The sequence below is a fragment of the Sphingopyxis sp. 113P3 genome (genome assembly GCF_001278035.1).
Taxonomy (GTDB): Bacteria; Pseudomonadota; Alphaproteobacteria; order Sphingomonadales; family Sphingomonadaceae; genus Sphingopyxis.
Genome location: NZ_CP009452.1, coordinates 3,523,327 through 3,543,678, shown reverse-complemented (window position 1 = coordinate 3,543,678; position 20,352 = coordinate 3,523,327). Strand labels below are relative to the sequence as shown.

Below are 20,352 nucleotides of genomic sequence, written 5' to 3'. Positions count from 1 at the left end.
TGGAAAAAGAGACCGCGAAAGGTGTCCGCAATTAGTTTCCGTTGTGATCAAGCCCGTTTTTCAACCCATAGGCGGTCGGCTTTAATCAGCGCGTTGACCATGACGATGAGCTTGCGCATAAGTGTGACCACAGCGACCTTTGCCGGTTTTCCGGACGCGATGAGGCTTTGATATTTTGCTTTGAGATCTGGATTGTAGCGGGCGGCAACGAGGGCCGGCATGTAAAGCGCACGTCTTACATTGGCCCGTCCCCCTTGAATAAAACTGCGCCCTTTCCATTGCCCCGATTGACGGGCGACGGGAGCCAGGCCTGCAAGGGAAGCGACTTGTTTAGGATCCAGTGCTCCTAGCTCTGGCATGGTTGCGACCAACTGGTCGGCGGTACGTGTGCCTACCCCGGCAATACTGGAGATGATTTCGTGCCGCCGCGCCAACTCTGCGTCAGCAGCAATGATCGTCGCAAGCTCGACATCGACCTGTTTGATATGCTGCTCAATCTGATCCAGGCGCTTTTTGTGCTGACGCTTGAGGAGAGGTAGCGTCAGGTTCTTCGCTTGATTTTGAAGCGCGATCTTATCACGGACCAAGCCATCGCGAGCGCTGATCAATTCGGCGAGCTTGGCTTGCTTGGGCGTATTTGCCGGGCGTACGGGAGGCTGGAGCGTCGTCGCCATACGGGCCAGAATCACCGCATCAATCTTATCCGTCTTGGCGAGAGTGCCTATCGCTTGGGCGAACCGCCGTGCGCGAGCCGGGTTGAGCTTGACGCATGGCAGGTCCGATAAAGCCTGCTCGAGCTGTCGGTGGTATGCGCCAGTAGCCTCATAGGCGATCCGATCGATCTGCCATTGCCCGAGCCAATCTATCAGCTCCCTGTGGCCTTTGGCGGTATTGGTGAATTGCCGCTCGCAGCCTGCAGGATGGGCATATACATCAAGGGTCGCTTTTGAGATGTCGATGCCGATGGTTTGGGGTATGGGATTGTCCATCTTTTCCGCTGTCCTACTCTTGTCATCCGGGCCCGAAGCCCTGGTTTCCGTCCAGGTCTGGTGGAAAAGAAAGGGGTGATCACACTAATCGACGGTCCTCCACGACCGAGACAACTTCGATCCATCCCCTTCCGCCCGATCCGGGGTGGCCACCCCGGATCGGGCAGCCCTTAATGCCCACAACCGCCAGAAAAGTCATAAGACAAGACGACGTTACCCATGTGTCCGGGCTGGACAGGCTTCGGCGTGCGCGTGCTGCCGTCCGGCCTCAAGACGTTCATCGTCCAGTATCGCAACGCCGAGGGCATCAAGCGCCGCATCAATATCGCGCGCTATGGCGTGCTGACGGTCGATCAGGCACGCGACCAGGCCAAGCTCAAGCTGGCGGCCGTGATCGGCGGCGAAGACCCCGCCGATGAGGTTCGCCAGGCGCGCAAGGGAATGACGGTCGAGGAGATGTGCGACTGGTATCTGACCGAGGCTCGGGCGGGCAACATCCTCGGCCGCAAGAACCTGCCGATCAAGAAATCGTCGCTCGACATGGATGAGAGCCGCATCAAGACGCATATCAAGCCGCTCCTGGGCAAGCGGATCGTCAAGCATCTGACGATCGCTGATGTCGAGCAGATGCAGACCGATGTGAAGGACGGGAAGACGGCGAAGCCGCGCAGCGGCGGCCGGGGCGGCATGGCGACCGGCGGCGCCGGTGTGGCGGCGCGCTGCGTCGGCACGCTCCAGGCCATCATCGGGCATGCAAAGCATAAGGGCCTGCTGGACGCTCACCCGACGCAGGGAGCGAAGAAGCTGGCCGGTAAGAAGAAGACCCGGCGCCTGAACGTCGCCGAGATAGTGTTGATGGGCAAGGCGATGGCCTATGCGGAGCGCAATGGCGAAAACCCTGTCGCCCTCGGCGTGCTGCGCACGCTCTTGCTGACCGGATACCGCCGTGAGGAAGGCCAAGCGATGCACCGAGCCTGGGTCAATGGAGCCGGCGGCTATGTGGCATTCCCCGACACCAAGGGCGGCGCGCAGATTCGTGCGATCGGCCCTGCGGCCGTCAAGGCCGTCGAGAGCCAGCCGGTGATCGTGGGCAATCCGCACGCTTTCCCCTCGGAAGTCGGGCGGGGGCCATTCACCGCAGTCAGCGCCTGCCTCCAGCGCGTTGCCAAGCTGGCGGGGATAGAGGGCATTACGCCGCACACGCTGCGCCACACCTTCGGCAGCGTGGCGGGCGATCTCGGTTTCTCGGAGCTGACGATCCGCGCCATGCTTGGCCATGCCTCGCAGAACGTCACCCAAGACTACATCCACATCGACGAGGCGCTCAAGCTCGCCGTGCGGCGAACGTCCGACGAGATCGAACGGCTGCTTGCGGAGGGCGCGGCTAAATCGACACAACTCCAGCTTGCGGCATGAACTTCGGTGAGCCGCTCGACCCGGGCAAAGGGCATGTGTCGATGCCATCAAATGACAGCCGCTGCAATCCGACGAACATGGCCGTTAAACTTTTCAGCGTGTCGTATTCTCGACATAGTGGCAATATCAGCATAGACGACGCGACGTGACTGAGACCCGCAATTTCCTTGGCCGGCATCATTGGCTGTGCGCGTTGCTTCTGGGCGCCACGCTGATCGTAAAAGCCCTGGTGCCCGCGGGTTTCATGCCGGTCGCCTCGAATGGTGTGATCCTCGTCCAGCTCTGCTCGGGTCAAGGGCCGCAGACGATCGTCTTGGAGCTGCCGGGCAAGACCGGCGAACATGACCATGGGGAGCACAAAAAGGCGGAAGCGCCCTGCGCCTTCTCCGGACTGTCCTCGCCCACACTCGCGGCGACCGACGCGCTTCTGCTGGCGATCGCGATCGCTTTCATCATCGCGACGGGTTTCCGCCTTCCGCCGCGTATAGTCCTCTGGCGCGGTATCTATCTTCGCCCGCCCGCGATTGGGCCACCCTCCGCCTGATTCACTCAACATTTCCGCGTTGAACGGCGCCCAATCGGGCGTCCCATGTGAATCAGGATTCCGACATGACGAATTTGCATTTTGCCGCGCGGCGCGCGGCACCTGTGGCGCGTGCTTCTGCCGGCGCTACCGCTTTCAAGACCCGCCTGGCACGCGATATTGCTGCCCCCGCCTTCGTCGCAGCGCTGGCCTGCTGCCCGCTCTCGCCGGCCTTTGCACAGGATGGCATTGTGCTGCCGGAGGTCGATGTGGACTCGGCCAGCGAAGCGCCGTCGACGGGATCGGGCGAAAGGATCTCCTCATCTCGCCTCCGCAACCTTCAGGCCGGCTCGAGTGATACTGCCGCCATTCTTCAAAGCGTGCCAGGTGTCAGCGGCTTCGGCGCCGGGGGCTTTTCGACCCTGCCGGTGATCCGCGGCTTGGAGGCGCAGCGCCTGACCGTGCTCGTCGACGGCGTGGCGATCGCCTCGGCCTGCCCGAACGATATGAATCCGCCCCTGTCCTATACCGATCCGCAGACCGTGGGTGCGATCGACGTCATTACGGGCGTCTCGCCGGTCAGCTATGGCGGCGACAGCATCGGCGGGATCATCCGCGTCGAGAGCGCTCCGCCCCGCTTCGCGAAACAGGGCGATACGCTGCTGACAGGTGAAATCTCGGCCTTCTATCGCAGCAATGGCGATGGCTTCGGCGGTTCGCTTTCAATGACGGCCGCGAGCGACAAGATGAGCCTGACCTATAATGGCTCCTATACCCAGGCCGACAATTTCAAGGGCGGTGGATCGCTGGGCATCGTGCGATCGAGCGAATATGCAAAGACCGATCACAGCCTGAGCCTGGTCGCGCAGGTCGGCAGCGGCTTGGTCGAGCTGAAGGGCGGCTATCATTTCGCGCCCTACGAGGGGTTTCCCAACCAATATATGGACATGACGTCCAACAAGTCCTGGTTCCTGAACGGGCACTATGCAGGCGTCTTCGATTGGGGCAATCTCGATGTGCGGGCGAGTTGGCGCGACACCGACCATGCCATGAACTTTCTCGCCGATAAGGGTGGGACGGCTACTGGCGGAATGCCGATGAACACCGAAGTCCATAGCGCCGGATACGCGGTCCAGGCCGAAATCCTGCTGGGCGGTGCCGGAACGCTGCGTCTCGGCAATGAATTCCAACACCAGTGGCTCAACGATTTCTGGCCGCCCGTCGCGGGAAACATGATGATGGGGCCGAATGCTTTCATCAACGTCAACGGGGGGAAGCGCGATCGTCTCGGCACATTCCTCGAATGGGAAAAGAGCTGGGATCGCGGGTTCACGCTGGTCGCCGGCATCCGCAACGATCAGGTCTGGATGAATACGGGGACGGTCGCGCCCTACGGCACCGGAATGATGCAGATGGCCGACGTGATGGCGGCCGCCGCGTTCAATGCAGCCGACCGCAAGCGGCACGATAGCAATTGGAGCGGCACGTTGCTTGCTCGATATGCGCTGTCGCCTCATGCGGAAATCGAGTTCGGCTATGCCCGGAAGGTGCGTTCGCCGAATATCTACGAACGGTATAGCTGGGGCCGCGGCGGCATGGCGAGCCGGATGATCGGGTGGTTCGGGGACGGGAATGGCTATGTCGGCAACCTCGCGCTTCGCCCGGAAAAGGCGGATACGCTGAGCGCCGCTCTGTCGGTTCATGGCGGCGGCAAGGATGGCTGGTCGCTGAAGATCGCGCCTTATTTCACTCATGTTGACGACTATATCGACGCCGTGAAGCTGGCGGACTTTACCGACACGGCGGGCAGACCGACCGCTTTCGATCAATTGCAATTCGCCAACCAGAAGGCGGAGATTTATGGCATCGACCTGTCGGCCGCCGTCCCGCTCTGGTCGTCCTCATCGGCAGGAAGCGCACGACTGACCGCGCGCGCGAGCTGGTTGCATGGCGAGAACCTGGCGGACCATGGACCGCTCTATCACCAGATGCCGTTCAACGCGGCGCTGGGGCTGGAACATAGGATCGGCGGACTGGAAACCCGGATTGACCTGACCGTCGTCGGCGAGAAGGATCGTGTCGATCCGACCCGCAATGAACCGCGAACGGGAAGCTATGCGCTGCTTGACGTCCAGTTGGCCTATCGCATCGACAATGTGCGATTGACGCTCGGCGCGGACAATCTGTTCGACGCGGCCTATTATGCTCCGCTCGGCGGGATGTCGCTCGGGGATCTGAAGGCGACCGGCGTTCTTCGCCCGGTCCCGGGCCGGGGGCGGTCGGTCAACGCAGGCGTCACGATCTCGTTCTGACGACAATGCGTTCGGAACGAAAATCCTTGGTGCAGGGGCGGGGGACAGGCGATGGCCTGTCCCCCGCCTTGTCGCAGCGTTTGGGCGCGGGTCTGGCTGCTGCAACGTGCTGCCTGGCTTTGCTGGTAGCTCTGGACGCCAATCTTTCAGGCTTGGTGTCGTCGGTGTCGCGCCGGGAAGTGAGCAGCTTCACACTGTTCACGCCAACGCCGCCGCCTCCCACTGTGCCGCCTTCTCGGCCGCGTGAGATCAAGCGGCCGCCCGATCCGCAATCTGGAATGGCAATCGCTTCAGCGCAAACGAGGAAGCAGGCGGCCGCCCCAGCGCCTTCGCCGGTGGGTGCCCCGCTGTCATCGACGTCGCCACCGACGCCCTTGATGCCTTCAATCGACGGGCCTTCGCGGACCAATTTTGCCGTCGATCCTGCGCCGGCCCCTGACAGCAAGGCCGAAAGCGTGCTCGCGTCCTATCAGGGTCAGCTCTGGGCACGAATTTCAGCGCGCAAGCCCAGGGGGCTAAACCTGTCCGGCGTCGCCATGGTGCGCTTTGCCGTCGGTCGTGCCGGCGAACTGATTTCCGTCGAGCTTGCGGCATCCAGCGGAAACGCGGCGCTGGATCGTTTAGCGCTCCGGACGGTCCGCAATGCTGGTCCCTTTCCACCGCCTCCCGCGACGGTGGAAGGGGACCAGCTCGTCTTCACGATCCCCTTCAGCTTTCATTGAGGGCGCTGAGCGGGCGGCACGTCCTCGATCGTCAACGTGGCGACACGCACCCTTTCCAGATAGGATACGCGGCTGTCGTCCCCGGCCTTGATGGCGGCCTGTGCTTCGTCGACAAGCACTTGTCCGGCTCGCGGCCCATGTTCTTCGAGAAGCGCCTGCGCGGTCATGATTTCATCGGTCAGGATTGCCTCATTGCCCGCGTCGCCCGCTTTCAGTCGCAGCGACAGTTTCTTTCTATCCATTATGTCGTCCTCCCCCAGATATGCCGATCACGCGCTGGCGCTTACCAGCCAGGCCTTGGCGCCCATGCGAACGCCGTCATCGTCGCGGTTGCGCTCGAACAGCGCGGCAAGATCCCGCTGAATGGCCTCACGCACCTCTGCGCCGCTCGGCCGAACGAGATCGCCGATGTGCATTCCGTCCAGCACGAAACGCGCGGCGCTCTCGGCATCGCTGCCGGGTCCGCCAATGCGCTGATCGCCGGTCCAGACATCGAACTTGATGTCGGAGAATCCCGCGCTTTGCAGAAGGTCGATCGCATAGTCCTGTTCGGCCAGCGCGAATGGCCCCGGCGCACGCGGCTGAGGCGTCGGCAAGTCGATTTGCTCGCTGAAGACTCCCATGATGCTGCGCTGCCAGGGATTCTCGGCGACCGGCGCCCAGACCGCAATGTCGAGCCGCCCGCCTTCGCGGAGCATCCGGCGCAGATTGGCGAAGGCAGGGTATGGCTGGGCGAAGAACATCGAGCCGAAGCGCGAGAACAGCCGATCGAACGGCGCTTCCTCCGGCATGGCTATCGCCGCATCGCCTTGCTCGAAGCGGATATTGGCGAGGCCTGCGCGCGTTGCCCGTTCGCTCGCGGCCGCCACGAGATCGGCCGATATGTCGAGGCCCAGCGCAAATCCGGTATTCCCGACGGCCGCGGCGATCTGCCGGGTCGTCCAGCCTCCGCCGCACCCAACGTCGACCACCGTTTCGCTGGCGGTATAGGCGGCCTGGGCGAGCAGCGCCTTGCCGATCGGCTCGATCATGCTCTCGAAACGGTCGAGCTGGGCGAGCCAGCGCGTGCCTGCCTGGCCTGCCCAATCATGCGCGGCAAGGCTGTCCAGATTCTCGCCAGCATCGTCCATCAAAGTCCTCCCATCATAGTTGCGAAAAATCAATTCCAGATTGCGGCCGCGCTGCGCCACAGCATGTAGGCGGCGACCACGAAGATCAGCAGGGCGAAGATCGTATTGAGCGCGCCCTTGTGACCCGACAGCCGGTGCGAAAGTGCTGCGCCGGTGATACCGCCGACGATGCCGCCGCCGATGAACACCGCGGCAAGTCCCCAATCGACCAGCCCGGAAAAGGCATAGTTGAGCGCGGCCGTAAGACCGAAGGCCGTTACCGCGACCAACGACGATCCGACGGCATTGCGCATCGGCATCCCCGTCGAAGCCATCAGCCCCGGAACGATCAGGAAGCCCCCGCCGATGCCGAAGAAACCGGAGAACAGGCCGGTGGCGCTGCCATAGCCAATCACCTTGGGCGCGTTCTCACGGCGGCACTGGACATCGGGATTGCCGGGATCGCCGCGCTTCTTCAGCATGAGTGCGCCGACCAGGATCATCAACAGCGCGAACAGGAACAGCAGCTTCTGGCCGTCGAAGGCCTTGCCGAGCGTCGATCCGGCATAGGCCCCCGCGACGCCGGCGGCGGCGAACATGCCCGCGCAGCGCCACTTGATCGTGCGCTGACGGGCATGGGGAACGAGATTGGCGCCGGCATTGGCGGCAACCGCGAGCGCGCTGGTGCCGATCGCGACATGGGGCGAGGCGACGCCGACGAGATAGACCATGAGGGGGACGGCGAGGATCGACCCGCCGCCCCCCACGAGGCCGAGCGTGAAGCCGACGAGCGAACCCGATCCGGCTCCGAGCAGATATTGGACAGGTTCGAGCGTCATGGCCTTACAGCGTGTTGACCGGGAGCTTCAGATAGCTGGTGCCGTTGTCTTCCGGCTCCGGCATGTGACCGCCGCGCATGTTGACCTGAATGGACGGCAGGATCAGCCGGGGCATTCCGAGCGTCGCGTCCCGCGTCTCGCGCATGGCCACGAACTGGTCCTCGCTCACTCCATCGCGGACATGGACATTATGTTCGCGCTCCTCTCCCACCGACGTCTCCCAGGCATAGGTGTCGCGCCCAGGGGCCTTGTAGTCGTGGCAGAGATGCAAGCCCGTCTGATCGGGCAGCGAGAGCAGGCGCCGGATGGACCGGAAAAGCGTGCGGGCGTCTCCACCGGGGAAGTCCGCGCGGGCCGTGCCATAGTCGGGCATGAACAGCGTGTCGCCGATGAACGCCGCATCGCCGATCACATAGGTCATGTCGGCGGGGGTGTGGCCGGGAACATGCAACGCGATCGCCTCGATCGACCCGACCTTGAAGCGGTCGCCGTCATCGAACAGGCGGTCGAACTGCGAGCCGTCGCGGGCGAAACGCGTGCCCTCGTTGAAGATCTTGCCGAACACCTCCTGCACTGTGAGGATATGACGGCCGATCGCGAGCGTGCCTCCCAACTTCTCCTGAAGATAGGGCGCGGCTGAGAGATGGTCGGCATGAGCGTGCGTCTCGAGCAGCCATTCGACCTCAAGACCTTCGCTATGGATATAGTCGATCACCTTGTCAGCCGACGCGAAGGACGTGCGCCCCGAAGCCGGCTCGAAATCGAGCACGCTGTCGATGATCGCAGCCTTGGCGGTCGCGGGATCGGAGATGACGTGGGTCACGGTGAACGTGTTCTCGTCGAAGAAGCTGCGGATGACCGCGGGCCGCGCATTGCTCGCGGCCTCGACAATGCGGGCGGCTTCACGGATTTGCGGATCGGTCATGGCCTTGTCCTTTCATTCGATAAGCGGGTGTGCCGGCTTCGCGCTAAGGGGGAGGGGCGCGCGAAGCCGGCCCGACCGGCTCAGAGTGTCTTCTTGCTGAAATACCAGTCGGTGTAGTCGTAGCCCTCGTCCTTGCGCGCCTTGGCGGCCTCGGCGGTCGCGGGCGGCGGCACGATCACGGGTTCACCGGGCTGCCAGTTTTCGGGCGTCGCGACCTTGTTCGCGTCGGACGTCTGAAGCGCGGTCAGCAGGCGGACGAACTCGTCGACCGAGCGGCCGTTCGACATCGGGTAATAGACCATTGCCCGGATGACGCCTTCGGGGTCGATCAGGAAGGTCGCCCGCACGGCGGAGGTGTCCGACGCGCCGGGATGGATCATGCCGAAGGCCCTGGCGACGTTCATCGACAGGTCGTCGATGATCGGGAAGGTGATCTCGACGCCGAACTTCTCCTCGATGCTGCGCATCCAGGCGATGTGCGAATGCACGGAGTCGATGGAGAGGCCCAGCAGCTCGCAATTGAGCGCCTTGAAGCGATCGGCCGCCTTTGCGAAGCCCATGAACTCGGTCGTGCAGACCGGGGTGAAGTCCGCGGGGTGGGAGAAGAGGACCAGCCACTTGCCCTTGTAATCGTCGAGCGAGCGTTCGCCGTGGGTGGTCTTTGCCTTGAAGGCCGGCGCCGGTTCGTTGATCCGGGGCATGGAGGGGGCGGCCACGTCTGTCATTTTATCGTCTCCTGTGAGTGAGCGGGTGACAGACATTAGATACACATTTCTATTAATCGTGAGAACACGATAAACCTAATTCCTCTGATCGGATTTTTCAATCTTTTCCGAAAGCGGCGGCAAAGGCCGGATTCGCGGCGCGCAAAAGCGGGCGCGCAAACGCTTCAAAGCATCATTTAATCTAATTTATAGGGTGATCGCGGCCCGAATCAGGCGGCGGCGAGAGCCTGTCTTACCCATGCGACGAGTCGCGCGCGGTCCATCGCCCCGGCCTGACGTGCGATCTCGCGGCCGCCCTTGAAGAGTATCAGCGTCGGGATCGACTGGATGCGGTAGCGCCCCGATATGCCCTGCTCGGCCTCGGTATCGACCTTCAGCAGACGGACATGCGGTTCCAGTTCGGCGGCGGCCGCCTTGAACGCCGGGGCCATCGCGCGGCACGGCCCGCACCAGCTTGCCCAGAAATCCACGAGAACAGGCAGACTTCCGCGCCCCACATGGCGGTCGAAGGCGGTGGCGTCGACATCGACAGGCTGGCCCTGGAACAGCGGCATCGAGCATCGCCCGCAATTGGGCGCAGCGCCGATCTTCGCAGCCGGAACCCGGTTGATGCTCGCACAGACCGGGCAAACCACAAGCTGGGACTCGGACATGCGGACATCTCCTATGGAACGCTATCGCTGCTTAATCGTTTACCCGCATGATGTAACCGTGTAAGAAAGGGGGTTCAAGACTTGCCTCCCTTCAGGAGTAGGAAATTTGAATCCCAGCGCAAATGAGAGTGGCGTCTGTTCGCCGGTCCAGATCGGCGATGCCGCGCCCAATTTTCAGGCGCGCACGACCCTGGGCGAAATGAGCCTGTCCGACTATCGCGGCCGCTGGGTGTTGCTGTTCTCCCACCCTGCGGACTTCACGCCCGTCTGCACCAGTGAATTCGTCGCGCTCTCGCGCGCCGGGGAGCGGTTCAAAGCGCTCAACTGCGCGCTTGTCGCGATCTCGGTCGACAGCCTCTATTCGCACCTCGGATGGATACGGGCGATCCATGAGCATTTCGGTGTCACGGTTGGTTTTCCGATAGTCGAAGATCCCTCGATGGTCATCGGCCGTGCTTACGGAATGATCGCCGACGATGCGCCCGACGCGGCGACGCTCCGTGCGACCTTCTTCATCGACCCCGACGGCATCGTTCGCGCCAAGCTCTGCTATCCCGCCACTATTGGCCGCTCGGTAGAGGAGCTGCTGCGCGTCGTCGCCGCGCTACAAATGGTCGACAGCGACAATGTGGTCACGCCCGAAGGCTGGCGCCCTGGCGATGACGTGCTGCTCCCGCCCTATCAGGATCAGGATTCCGCGCTCGATGCGGCAGGCGATGCCTGCTGGTTCCACCGGACGCGGCCCGACAAGCACAAAAAGGCAGGCAAGTGACGACATTCACCGATAGCGAACTCGATGCGATCACCGACATTCTGAAGGCGCTCGGACATGACGTGCGGCTAAAGCTCATGCGGACGCTGCTCGAGAATGGCGAGAAGTCAGTCGGTGAACTCGAAACCATGACCGGCATCGGCCAACCGGGCCTGTCGCAACAGCTTGCCATCCTGCGCAAAGCGGAGCTGGTGCAGACGCGCCGCGATGCTAAGCTGGTCTTCTACAGCCTCGCGCCGGATGCGCTGGAAAGCACGGCAAAGCTGCTCTGCGCCTTGTCGGGCATTTCCGCGAAGGACGTGCAGCCCGGCGTGAAAGGCGCGGGGTCGCGCGCACGGGGATCGGCTGCAACCTTCGCCCGGATCTTGTGATCGCGCGTCATTGATAGGCTGGGGGACATCGGATCGGCCGCTTCGTCCCCGGACACCGGCCATCATAGGAGACGCAGGATGACGCAGGATTCCGGCAAGGGCGCAAAGCCTGACGATCCAAAAGAGAAACCGCCCAAAGCGGGCCGCAAGAAGCCCGGTGCGGGCAACACCGGGAAGAGCGGCAAGCCCAAGGAAGCCGCACCGCTCGATCCGGTCGAGGAAGCGGGCATAGAGTCTTTCCCGGCGAGCGACGCTCCAAGCTGGACGCCCTGATCCGTGGCTGGTCTGATACGGGCGACCGCCCTCGTATCGGCGGCGCGGCGGCTGTTCCGGTCCAGCGAAGCCAGCCTGATCCTGCTTTCGGTCGGCGTCGGTATCCTTGCCGGCTTGTTGGCCTCGCTTCTGGGCAAAGCCGCCTGGATCATGCAATCGCTGCTCTACGGCCTCGGCACGGACCTCCGGTTGAGCGGCCTCGTCTCGATTTCGCCCGCTCGCTTGCTGGCGCTGCCGATCGGCGGCCTGGTGCTGGGTGCGCTAGTGCTGTTCACACGCCGCAAGAAACGCACCTCGATCGACGTCGTGGAAGCCAACGCGCTTCATGGCGGGCGGATTCCCCTGCGCGATACCACGATGGTCTGCGGACAAACGCTGATCTCGAACGGCTTTGGTGCATCGGTCGGCCTCGAAGCCGCCTATGCGCAGGCCGGGGGCGGCATCGCCTCGCTGATCGGACAATGGCTCAATCTGAGGCGCGGCGATCTGCGTGTGCTGGTCGGCGCCGGATCGGGCGCAGCGATCGGGGCCGCCTTCGGCGCGCCGCTGACCGGCGCCTTCTATGCTTTCGAGATCGTTATCGGCGCCTATACCCCGGCAAGCATCGCCCCTGTCGTGGCTGCGACGATTTCCGCGGTCATCACCGCCAGGACGCTGGGCGCAACCCCCTATCTGATCGCGGCGCAAAGCAGCCAGCATCTCTCGGCCGCGAACTATATCCTCTACGCAGGGCTGGGGCTGATCGCGGCCCTGCTCGGCATCGCCATCATGCGGCTCGTCTCGCTCGCGGAAGCGGGGGTTCGGCGCACCGCGATTCCCGAATGGCTGCGGCCCGCTCTGGGCGGCGCTATCCTGATCCCGCTCGCGCTCACGACACCGCATGTCTTGTCGGCAGGTCACGGCGCGTTGCACCTGACCATCGCCGGCAATATCGCGCTGGGCGCCTTGATCCTGATCTTCGCGCTCAAGTCGCTCGCGTCGATCGTCTCCCTCGGCTTCGGCTTTAGGGGCGGTCTGTTCTTCGCCTCGCTATTTCTCGGCGCGGTGCTGGGACAGATATTCGCGCGCCTGTGGGCGTTCGTCCCCGATGGCATTCCCCTGTCGCCGATGGATGCTTCGCTGGTCGGCATGGCCGCGCTGGCGGCCGCGGTCGTCGGTGGCCCGATGACCATGTCCTTCCTCGTTCTCGAAGCCACGCATGATTTCGAGATCACGGCGGTCGTGCTGACGGCCGCGCTCTGTTCGAGCACGCTAGTCCGCGAGCGGTTCGGCTATTCCTTCTCCACCTGGCGCCTGCATCTGCGTGGCGAGGTGGTTCGCAGCGCGCGCGATATTGGCTGGATGCGAACGCTCACCGCGCGGCGCATGATGCGGACCGCGCCCGCCACCGCGTCGCCGGCGATGCCGGTCAAGGCATTTCGCGAGCATTTCCCGCTCGGTTCGACAAGCCGCGTGCTGCTTCAGGACGAACAGGGTCACTATGCGGGCCTCGTTCCCACGGCGGCGGCCTTCGCCGATCCGGCGCAGACCGAAAGGCCGGTGTCCGACTTCGCAATCCTCAAGGATGTCACGCTTTCGCCGGATATGTCGATCGTGCCGATCATGGAGCTGTTCGACAGCAGCGCGGCCGACGATCTTGCCGTGGTCGATGCTCAGGGCCGGATCGTGGGAATGCTGACTGAACGCTATGTCCGCAAACGCTATGCCGACGAGCTGGATCGGGCGCAGCGCGAACTCTACGGCGAGGATTGACTTGAGCCGCCGATCTCAAGGATCGACCCGTCATCCTTGCCGGCAAGCGCCAGCAACGCTCCCCTGTGGCTCACGACGACAAGGCCGGTTCCGGTATCGCGAAGCCAGGTGTCGAGCCGGCGTGCAAGCCGCGCTTCCGTCACCATGTCGAGGCCTTCGCTCGGCTCGTCGAGTAACAGCCACGGCTTCGCCGCGAGGACCGCGCGCGCGATCGACAATCGTTTGCGTTGCCCGCCCGACAGGCGCGCGCCGCCATCGCCGACCCATTGGTCAAGCCCGTGCGGCATGGTGCGGACGTCAACCGCGAGGCAGGCCACTTCCAGCGCTGCCCAAAGCTGTTCATCGCTGAGGCCAGAGCGGGCGACACGCAGATTGTCACGCACTGTTCCCGACAGGAGCTGCGCATCCTGCGGCGAGAGCGCGAAGGCCGCTCGCACCGTCTCAGGCGGCAGCGCCTCGATAGGCTGACCATCAAGGCAAATGCCTGAATTCCGATCCGGCGGACGAATGCCTGCCAGCGTTTCGAGCAGGCTGGTCTTGCCGCTGCCGGATTGTCCAGCAATCCCCAGGCGCTCGCCAGATTCGAGCCGCACATGCACACCACCTCGATCCAGGGCGATGCTCTGCCCGATCGGCCCGGATGCACTCTTCGCCGGGATGGGAGCACTATGCGGCCCCGCCATGTCCTCCAATCGCGCGAGGGCGGCCGTCACCAGCGCGCCCCGCGACACACCCCGAATATAGCCTGACAAGGCCTCGATCGCGCCCGCCGATGCCAGCACGGCGAGCACCGTCATGGGCAAAGGGGCGTTGGAGATCGCGAGGACCGCGCCCATCGCGATACCCCCGCAAAGGGTCAGCCCGGCGTCGATGACCGCTTCGCCGCGCGCGAAACGGCGCCGTGCCCGGTCCAGTTCGGCCGTCTCGACGGCAAGGCTCCGCTCGATCGCCGGGGCCAGGTCATAGGCCAGGATTTCGGGCGAGGCCGACGCATAATCGACCATGCCAGCCTTCAATCGCGCCAGCGCCGCCGCAATGTCAGTGGCGGCGATCGTGAGCAAACGGGGCGTCGCCAGATTCGCCCACAAGGCGAGGCCGGCGATCAGCGCCAGCAAGGCAAGGCTGGCCCAGGGACTGGCAAGCCATGCGAGGACGAGGCCGATCACCGCGCCGGCAAGGGCGGCGGGAAGCGCGGGCCTGCGGACCAGGCTGTCTTCGAGCGCGCCGATGTCCTGCACGAGCCGGGTCACGGTATCGCCCGCTGATACGGCCCGCACATCGCGTACCGACAGGATGCGGTCGAACAGGCGCGCGCGGACCGTGGCGAGCGCCATCAAGGCTGCGCGATGGCCATAAAGGCGTTCGCCATAGCGCGCCGTCGTCCGGACGATCGCGAGCAGCCGGATCATCGCGCTCGGCACGAGATAGTTGAAGCCCTGCGCAGCCAGCACCCCGCCAAGGCCGGCAAGCGCGGCGCCGGTGATGAACCATCCCGACAGGCCCAGCAGCAGGACCGCGGCGATCGTCGCGGCGGCGGCGAGCGCGCCGGCGATGCGGAAAGCGCGGCGCTCGGGGGCGATGGCTTCGGCCAGTAGCCGGTCCATATCCGCGCGGCTCATGCCAGCACCATTTCGCTATCGGCGATCGCGGCCAGCTCGGCGCTGTGCGTCACCATGAGGACCGTGCGGCCCGTGGCGGCCGAAGCCAATATCCCGGCAATGTCAGCCGCCGACCTCGCATCGAGATCCGCCGTCGGTTCGTCGAGCAGCCAGAGCGGCGCGTCTTTCAGAAGCACTCTTGCGACGCCGACGCGGCGGCGCTCGCCTCCCGACAGACCCGATCCACGGTGGTCGAGCGGCAGGGACATGCCTTGCCCGCGCGCCTCGATCATCGGTCCAAGCCCGGCAGAACGGGCAGCAGCTTCAACTTCGGAGTCGTCGGCTTCCGGGCGCGCAAGGCGGATGTTGTCGGCGAGCGTTCCGGGGATGAACGCGACCGATTGTCCCGCCCAGCCTATATGGCCGGGAAGCGCGACGGTTGCCGCGTCTCGGCCGTCGATGAGAATCCGTCCCCTGCCGATGGGCGCAAGCCCTAGCAGCGCGTGCAGCAGGCTGGACTTGCCGATGCCGGTAGCTCCGCGCAGCGCGAAAGTGGTGCCTGCCGCGACGTCCAGCGTGAACGGACCGATAGCCGTCTCGCCATAGTCGATGACCACGCCGTCGAAGCGCAGCGCGGGCGGAGCCTCGATCGCGCGAGGGGAGGAAGCCGGGGACGGGGGAGCGATCTTTTCCAGGCGTTCGACCGCGGCCTTTCCGACCTGCTTGTCATGATAGGCGGCTGCGAGGCGGCGCATGGGGAGGTAGAATTCGGGCGCGAGGATGAGAACGAACAGGGCTTGGCCCAGGGTCAGCGTCTCAGGCGCGGGGAAAGGGAGGATGCCCAGCAGGTTGAAGCCGCAATAGAGCGCGACCAGCGCCACCGAGAGCGCGGCAAAGAATTCGATGATGGCGCTCGAGACGAAAGCGATCTTCAGCACGTCGACCGTGCGGGTCGCGACCTCGCCGGTGGCGTCGGCAAGATGGCGGCCGATGCGGTCCTGCGCGCCGAAACCGACGATCACGGGGAGCGCACGCACGCGGTCGACGAACAGGCCGGACAGGCGGCTCAATGCGTCGAGCTGGCGGGCAGCGGCGCGCGCGGCGGCGGTGCCGGCGAGCGCCATGCCAAGCGCGAACGGCACGAGCGTCGCAAGCATGATCGCACCGGCCACCCAGCTTCCGAAGGCGGCGGCAACCGCAATGACGAGGGGCGACAGGACCGCCGCGCGGCGGAGAGGCTGGAAGCGGGCATGGAAGCCGCCCAGGTCTTCGATCCGGTCGACAGCATCGGCCACCGCCTCACCCAGCATCCGGCGATCTCCCGGCGCCGCGACGAGGATGCGGGGATAGACCCGATTCCGCCAGCTTGTCTTGGCACGGACCGCCGCGGCCTCGCCGGCGTCGGTCGCACCGATCTGTATCGCCGCGCGCAGCACAGCGGCCACAATCAATCCGCTGACGTCGAGCAGCAAAGCGTCATGATCTCCACGCGCCGCCGCCGCCACGCCGGCAGCAAGCGCGCCCGCCACAAGGATTGCCGCGCCGCTATCGGCGGTCCAGAAAAGGGCCGCGCCCCGTCGATCAAATCGGTTGCTCATATACTCAGTTACGAGTAATGGCTAATCATAATCTTTTCAACCGACTCAAGGCAAGCATGACAAGCCGGGCCGGAATGCAAGGAGTCTTGCCATGGACATGGCCGTGATCGAACTCTCCCGGCTGCAATTCGCGCTGACGGCACTCTACCACTTTCTTTTCGTCCCCTTGACCCTCGGCCTCTCCTTCATGCTCGTCATCATGGAGAGCATCTATGTGATGACGGGCCGCGAGATCTGGCGCACCGTCACGCGCTTCTGGGGAAAGCTGTTCGGTATCAACTTCGTGCTCGGCGTCGCCACCGGCATCACCATGGAATTCCAGTTCGGCACCAACTGGTCATACTATTCCCACTATGTCGGCGACATCTTCGGCGCGCCGCTCGCCATCGAAGGGTTGATGGCCTTCTTCCTCGAGGCGACCTTCGTCGGCCTCATGTTCTTCGGGTGGGACAAATTGTCCAAGCAGGCCCACCTCTTCACCACCTTCATGGTCGCATTGGGATCGAACCTCTCGGCGCTGTGGATTCTGATCGCCAATGGCTGGATGCAACATCCGACCGGCGCCCGCTTCAATCCCGCGACGATGCGGATGGAAGTTTCGGACTTCATGGCGGTGCTGTTCAACCCCGTCGCGCAGGCGAAATTCGTGCATACGGTAAGCGCCGGCTATGTCTGCGCCTCGGTCTTCGTGCTCGGCATCTCGGCCTGGTATCTGCTCAAGGGCAAGTGGGTTGCCGTCGCAAAGCGCAGCTTCACCGTAGCGGCGGCCTTCGGCCTAGCCTCCTCGCTATCGGTCGTCGTGCTGGGCGACGAGAGCGGTTATGCGCTGACCGACAACCAGAAGATGAAACTCGCCTCGCTCGAAGCCATGTGGCACACCGAGCCGGCTCCTGCGGGTATCGCTATCTTCGGCATCCCAAGCCTGGAAGGGCGCGAAACCCGCTATGAAGTGAAGATCCCCTATGTGCTGGGCCTGATCTCCACGCGCAGCCTGACCGGCGAAGTCTCGGGCATTTTCGAGCTGGTCGCCAAGGCGCAGGATCGCATCGAACATGGGATCAAGGCCTATGACGCGGTTGAGCGGCTGAAGGTCAATCAGAACGACATGGCCGCCCGCGCTGAGTTCGAGGAAGCCAAGGCCGATCTCGGCTATGCGATGCTGCTCAAGCGCTTCGTTGCAGATCCGCGCCAGGCGACGCCCCAGGACATCGAGAAGGCGGCATGGTCGACTGTGCCGAACGTGCCCGTCATGTTCTGGGTCTTCCGCGTCATGGCGGGCCTCGGCTTCTTCTTCATCGCCTTCTTCGCTGCCGCCTTCTGGATGGCGTCGGTGCGGCGTTTCGGCTGCGACAACGGCTTTTGCCGCACCTTCATGCGCGCAGCGGTCTGGATCATTCCCTTGCCGTGGATCGCGATTGAATTTGGCTGGCTGCTCGCTGAAATCGGCCGCCAGCCCTGGGCGATCGAAGGCGTGCTGCCAACATTCCTTGCCGCCTCGAGCCTGACCGTCGCGCAGCTCTGGACGACGATCGTCGGCTTCACGCTGCTCTACGGCGCTCTCGCGGTGATCGAAGTGCGCCTGATGCTGGCGGCTATCCGCAAGGGGCCTGACGAGCATCGCGCGCCTGCGCCGGCACTAGCGTCGCCGAACGGCTACGCTCCCATTCCTGCCGAATAAGGAGAACAGGTCATGGCACCTCCCATCGACTATGAAACGCTCCGGCTGATCTGGTGGCTCCTGATGGGCGTCCTCCTGATCGGCTTCACCCTGACGGACGGCTTCGATCTTGGCACTGCCGCCCTTTTGCCGTTCGTCGCGAAGACCGATGCCGAACGCCGAATGGTCATCAACTCGATCGGCGCGACGTGGGAGGGGAACCAGGTCTGGTTCATCCTCGGAGGCGGCGCGATCTTCGCGGCATGGCCGTTCGTCTATGCGGTCAGCTTCTCGGGCTTCTACCTCGCGATGTTCCTCGTCCTCGCGGCGCTCATCCTGCGGCCCGTGGGGTTCAAATATCGCTCGAAGAAACCCGATGCCGCATGGCGCTCGCGCTGGGATTGGGCGCTGTTCATCGGCGGGTTCGTGCCCGCGCTGGTGTTCGGCGTCGCGGTCGGCAATGTGCTGACCGGCATTCCCTTCCGCCTCGATACCGATCTGCGCTCCTTCTATGAGGGGAGCCTGCTCGGCTTGTTCCACCCCTTTTCGCTGGTCGCCGGCCTGCTCTCGGTCGCGATGATCGTGCTGCACGGCGCGAGCTGGCTCGCGATCAAGATCGAGCGCGGCGCGGTCCACGATCGCGCCCGCACCTTCGGACAGGTCGCGGCGATCGCCTCGATCCTGCTGTTCGCGCTCGGCGGAGTGATGATCGCCACCATGGGCTATGGCTTTCGCCTGACGCACGGCGCCGATCCGTTCGGCCCCTCTAACCCGCTGCTGTCGGGAACGGTCGCGGCACCGGGGGCCTGGCTCGACAATTACCGGGCATATCCGTGGATGCTGATCGCGCCCATTATCGGCTTCGTGGGGCCGCTGCTGGCATGGATCGGCATCCGCAAGGGCCGCGAGGCGCTGGCGTTCGGCGGCTCGTCGATCGGCGCCGTGGGTATCATCTCGACGGTGGGCCTCTCGATGTTCCCCTTCATCCTGCCCAGCTCGATCGATCCGGCCTCGAGCCTGACGGTGTGGAACGCCTCGTCCAGCCATGTGACGCTGTTCATCATGCTGGCGGTGACGGTCGTCTTCCTGCCGATCGTGCTCATCTACACGGCCTGGGTCTATAAGGTGCTGTTCGGCCGCATCACGCTGCGGGACGTCGACACCAACCCCGACTATTACTGAAAGGAACGACTTCGATGTGGTATTTCAGTTGGGTATTGGGTGTCGGCCTCGCCGTCGGTTTCGGCATCCTCAACGGCATGTGGCACGAATTTCATTCCGACCCCGATGACGACGCGGCCGCCTGAAGGCCGATCTGATGATTAGCGTCGGCCCTCTCGCGCTGGCGTTGGAGCGGCTGTTCGCGGTCCTCGGAATCATCGTCTTCATGGCGGCCGCGAACTGGATTGCCCGTCGCCACGGCAAGGACAGTGACAAAGCCGCATGGCGCGCTCTCCTCGTCGGCCTCATCGCCGCGCGCTTGGGATTCGTCGCGGAAAACTGGTCCGCCTTCGCGCTTGAACCTTTAAGCATTCTCTATGTCTGGCAAGGCGGCTTCTCGCCGCTGATCGGCCTGCTGGCCGCCGCGATCTCGCTGGTGCTTTCGCTGCGTCGGTCGCCCGCGCGGCTACCGATGGGCGCGGCCTTCGCCGGCAGCGCCGCCGCCGCGCTCACCGCCACGGCGCTGTTCCTCGCCTCGGCACAGCTTCCATTGCCGCAAGGCCTGGTCCTCCACTCGCTTGCAGGTGAAGCAAGCGCGCTCGACGATCGGAAGGGCAAGCCGTTCGTCATCAATCTCTGGGCGAGCTGGTGCCCGCCCTGCCGGCGCGAGATGCCGATGCTGATCGAAGAGGCCGCGCGCTCGCCCGTGCCGATCCTGCTCGCCAACCAGGGCGAGGACGCGGCGAAGGTGCGGACTTGGCTGGACGGCCAACGCCTGACCTCGACGCATATCCTCCTGGATCGCGATCAAAGCACCGCCGCCGCGATCGGGTCCGCGGGTCTTCCCGCGACGCTGTTCATCGACAGCAAGGGCGTCATCCGCTCGGCGCATGTCGGCGAAATCTCCCGCGCCGCGCTGCTCGCGGGATTGCGGGAACTGGATTAATTTTGACCAAG

21 protein-coding genes are annotated in these 20,352 nt (G+C 64.2%); 12 read left to right on the top strand and 9 right to left on the bottom strand.

The features are described 5' to 3' along the window. Positions 1-47 precede the first annotated feature (47 nt). Positions 48-989 carry an IS110 family transposase gene (locus tag LH20_RS17095; RefSeq protein WP_053552601.1) on the bottom strand — a complete coding sequence of 314 codons (942 nt, stop codon included), beginning with the start codon at positions 987-989 and terminating at the stop codon, positions 48-50. Between the two features lie 219 nt (positions 990-1,208). Here LH20_RS17095 and LH20_RS17090 point away from each other — a divergent pair, with 219 nt between their 5' ends. The 4 genes from LH20_RS17090 (at position 1,209) to LH20_RS24060 (ending at position 5,962) form a co-directional block, all read left to right on the top strand. Next, the gene (locus tag LH20_RS17090; RefSeq protein WP_235527009.1) at positions 1,209-2,405 is read left to right on the top strand and encodes a tyrosine-type recombinase/integrase; all 1,197 of its coding nucleotides are present in this window, start codon (positions 1,209-1,211) and stop codon (positions 2,403-2,405) included. A gap of 145 nt (positions 2,406-2,550) precedes the next feature. Beyond that, positions 2,551-2,949 carry a hypothetical protein gene (locus LH20_RS17085; RefSeq protein WP_235527008.1) on the top strand — a complete coding sequence of 133 codons (399 nt, stop codon included), beginning with the start codon at positions 2,551-2,553 and terminating at the stop codon, positions 2,947-2,949. Between the two features lie 65 nt (positions 2,950-3,014). Next, positions 3,015-5,240, top strand: a complete 2,226-nt coding sequence (locus LH20_RS17080) for a TonB-dependent receptor (RefSeq protein WP_053555257.1) — start codon at positions 3,015-3,017, stop codon at positions 5,238-5,240. A gap of 68 nt (positions 5,241-5,308) precedes the next feature. Next, positions 5,309-5,962: an energy transducer TonB family protein gene (locus LH20_RS24060; RefSeq protein ID WP_152523616.1), complete on the top strand. Its 654-nt coding sequence runs from the start codon at positions 5,309-5,311 to the stop codon at positions 5,960-5,962. On the opposite strand, the gene LH20_RS17070 is transcribed toward LH20_RS24060, so the two are convergent. From LH20_RS17070 to trxC, 6 genes are all read right to left on the bottom strand, one after another. Continuing rightward, positions 5,956-6,204 (bottom strand): hypothetical protein, encoded by a 249-nt coding sequence (locus tag LH20_RS17070; protein ID WP_053555256.1) that lies wholly within the window; start codon positions 6,202-6,204, stop codon positions 5,956-5,958. The two genes, LH20_RS24060 and LH20_RS17070, sit on opposite strands and share 7 nt — an antisense overlap. Positions 6,205-6,231: 27 nt before the next feature. After that, positions 6,232-7,092 carry a class I SAM-dependent methyltransferase gene (locus LH20_RS17065; RefSeq protein ID WP_053555255.1) on the bottom strand — a complete coding sequence of 287 codons (861 nt, stop codon included), beginning with the start codon at positions 7,090-7,092 and terminating at the stop codon, positions 6,232-6,234. A gap of 29 nt (positions 7,093-7,121) precedes the next feature. After that, positions 7,122-7,910 (bottom strand): sulfite exporter TauE/SafE family protein, encoded by a 789-nt coding sequence (locus tag LH20_RS17060; protein WP_053555254.1) that lies wholly within the window; start codon positions 7,908-7,910, stop codon positions 7,122-7,124. A gap of 4 nt (positions 7,911-7,914) precedes the next feature. Beyond that, positions 7,915-8,835, bottom strand: coding sequence for an MBL fold metallo-hydrolase (locus tag LH20_RS17055; RefSeq protein WP_053555253.1), 921 nt, complete (start codon positions 8,833-8,835; stop codon positions 7,915-7,917). Positions 8,836-8,915: 80 nt separating this feature from the next. Next, on the bottom strand, positions 8,916-9,560 hold the full coding sequence (locus LH20_RS17050) for a peroxiredoxin (protein ID WP_012049927.1): 645 nt from the start codon (positions 9,558-9,560) through the stop codon (positions 8,916-8,918). A 209-nt stretch (positions 9,561-9,769) separates the two neighbouring features. Next, positions 9,770-10,213, bottom strand: a complete 444-nt coding sequence (gene trxC, locus LH20_RS17045; protein WP_012049926.1) for a thioredoxin TrxC — start codon at positions 10,211-10,213, stop codon at positions 9,770-9,772. 106 nt (positions 10,214-10,319) lie between these two features. Between trxC and LH20_RS17040 the strand changes: the two genes are divergently transcribed. From LH20_RS17040 to LH20_RS17025, 4 genes are all read left to right on the top strand, one after another. Further along, positions 10,320-10,985 carry a peroxiredoxin gene (locus LH20_RS17040; RefSeq protein WP_012049925.1) on the top strand — a complete coding sequence of 222 codons (666 nt, stop codon included), beginning with the start codon at positions 10,320-10,322 and terminating at the stop codon, positions 10,983-10,985. Continuing rightward, entirely contained in the window at positions 10,982-11,356 is a 375-nt protein-coding gene (locus tag LH20_RS17035) for an ArsR/SmtB family transcription factor (RefSeq protein ID WP_012049924.1), read from the top strand. Before LH20_RS17040 ends, LH20_RS17035 begins: the two co-directional genes overlap by 4 nt. Before the next feature lie 78 nt (positions 11,357-11,434). Beyond that, entirely contained in the window at positions 11,435-11,629 is a 195-nt protein-coding gene (locus LH20_RS17030; protein ID WP_053555252.1) for a hypothetical protein, read from the top strand. Between the two features lie 3 nt (positions 11,630-11,632). Beyond that, positions 11,633-13,381 carry a chloride channel protein gene (locus tag LH20_RS17025; protein ID WP_053555251.1) on the top strand — a complete coding sequence of 583 codons (1,749 nt, stop codon included), beginning with the start codon at positions 11,633-11,635 and terminating at the stop codon, positions 13,379-13,381. Here LH20_RS17025 and LH20_RS17020 read toward each other — a convergent pair. Then, complete coding sequence (locus LH20_RS17020; protein WP_053555250.1) at positions 13,366-15,000, bottom strand: amino acid ABC transporter ATP-binding/permease protein; 1,635 nt, start codon at positions 14,998-15,000, stop codon at positions 13,366-13,368. The genes LH20_RS17025 and LH20_RS17020 overlap by 16 nt on opposite strands. Then, the gene (gene cydD / locus LH20_RS17015) at positions 14,997-16,577 is read right to left on the bottom strand and encodes a thiol reductant ABC exporter subunit CydD (RefSeq protein WP_053555249.1); all 1,581 of its coding nucleotides are present in this window, start codon (positions 16,575-16,577) and stop codon (positions 14,997-14,999) included. Before cydD ends, LH20_RS17020 begins: the two co-directional genes overlap by 4 nt. A gap of 91 nt (positions 16,578-16,668) precedes the next feature. Here cydD and LH20_RS17010 point away from each other — a divergent pair, with 91 nt between their 5' ends. The 4 genes from LH20_RS17010 to LH20_RS17000 are packed head-to-tail and all read left to right on the top strand — an operon-like array spanning position 16,669 to position 20,341. Next, positions 16,669-18,255 (top strand): cytochrome ubiquinol oxidase subunit I, encoded by a 1,587-nt coding sequence (locus tag LH20_RS17010; RefSeq protein ID WP_007405998.1) that lies wholly within the window; start codon positions 16,669-16,671, stop codon positions 18,253-18,255. A 12-nt stretch (positions 18,256-18,267) separates the two neighbouring features. After that, a complete protein-coding gene (gene cydB, locus LH20_RS17005) occupies positions 18,268-19,416 on the top strand; it encodes a cytochrome d ubiquinol oxidase subunit II (RefSeq protein WP_053555248.1) in 1,149 nt (382 codons plus the stop codon). A gap of 14 nt (positions 19,417-19,430) precedes the next feature. Further along, positions 19,431-19,541, top strand: a complete 111-nt coding sequence (gene cydX, locus LH20_RS23065) for a cytochrome bd-I oxidase subunit CydX (protein ID WP_012049918.1) — start codon at positions 19,431-19,433, stop codon at positions 19,539-19,541. 11 nt (positions 19,542-19,552) lie between these two features. After that, entirely contained in the window at positions 19,553-20,341 is a 789-nt protein-coding gene (locus tag LH20_RS17000; protein WP_007405971.1) for a TlpA disulfide reductase family protein, read from the top strand. The last annotated feature ends 11 nt before the right edge of the window (positions 20,342-20,352 follow it).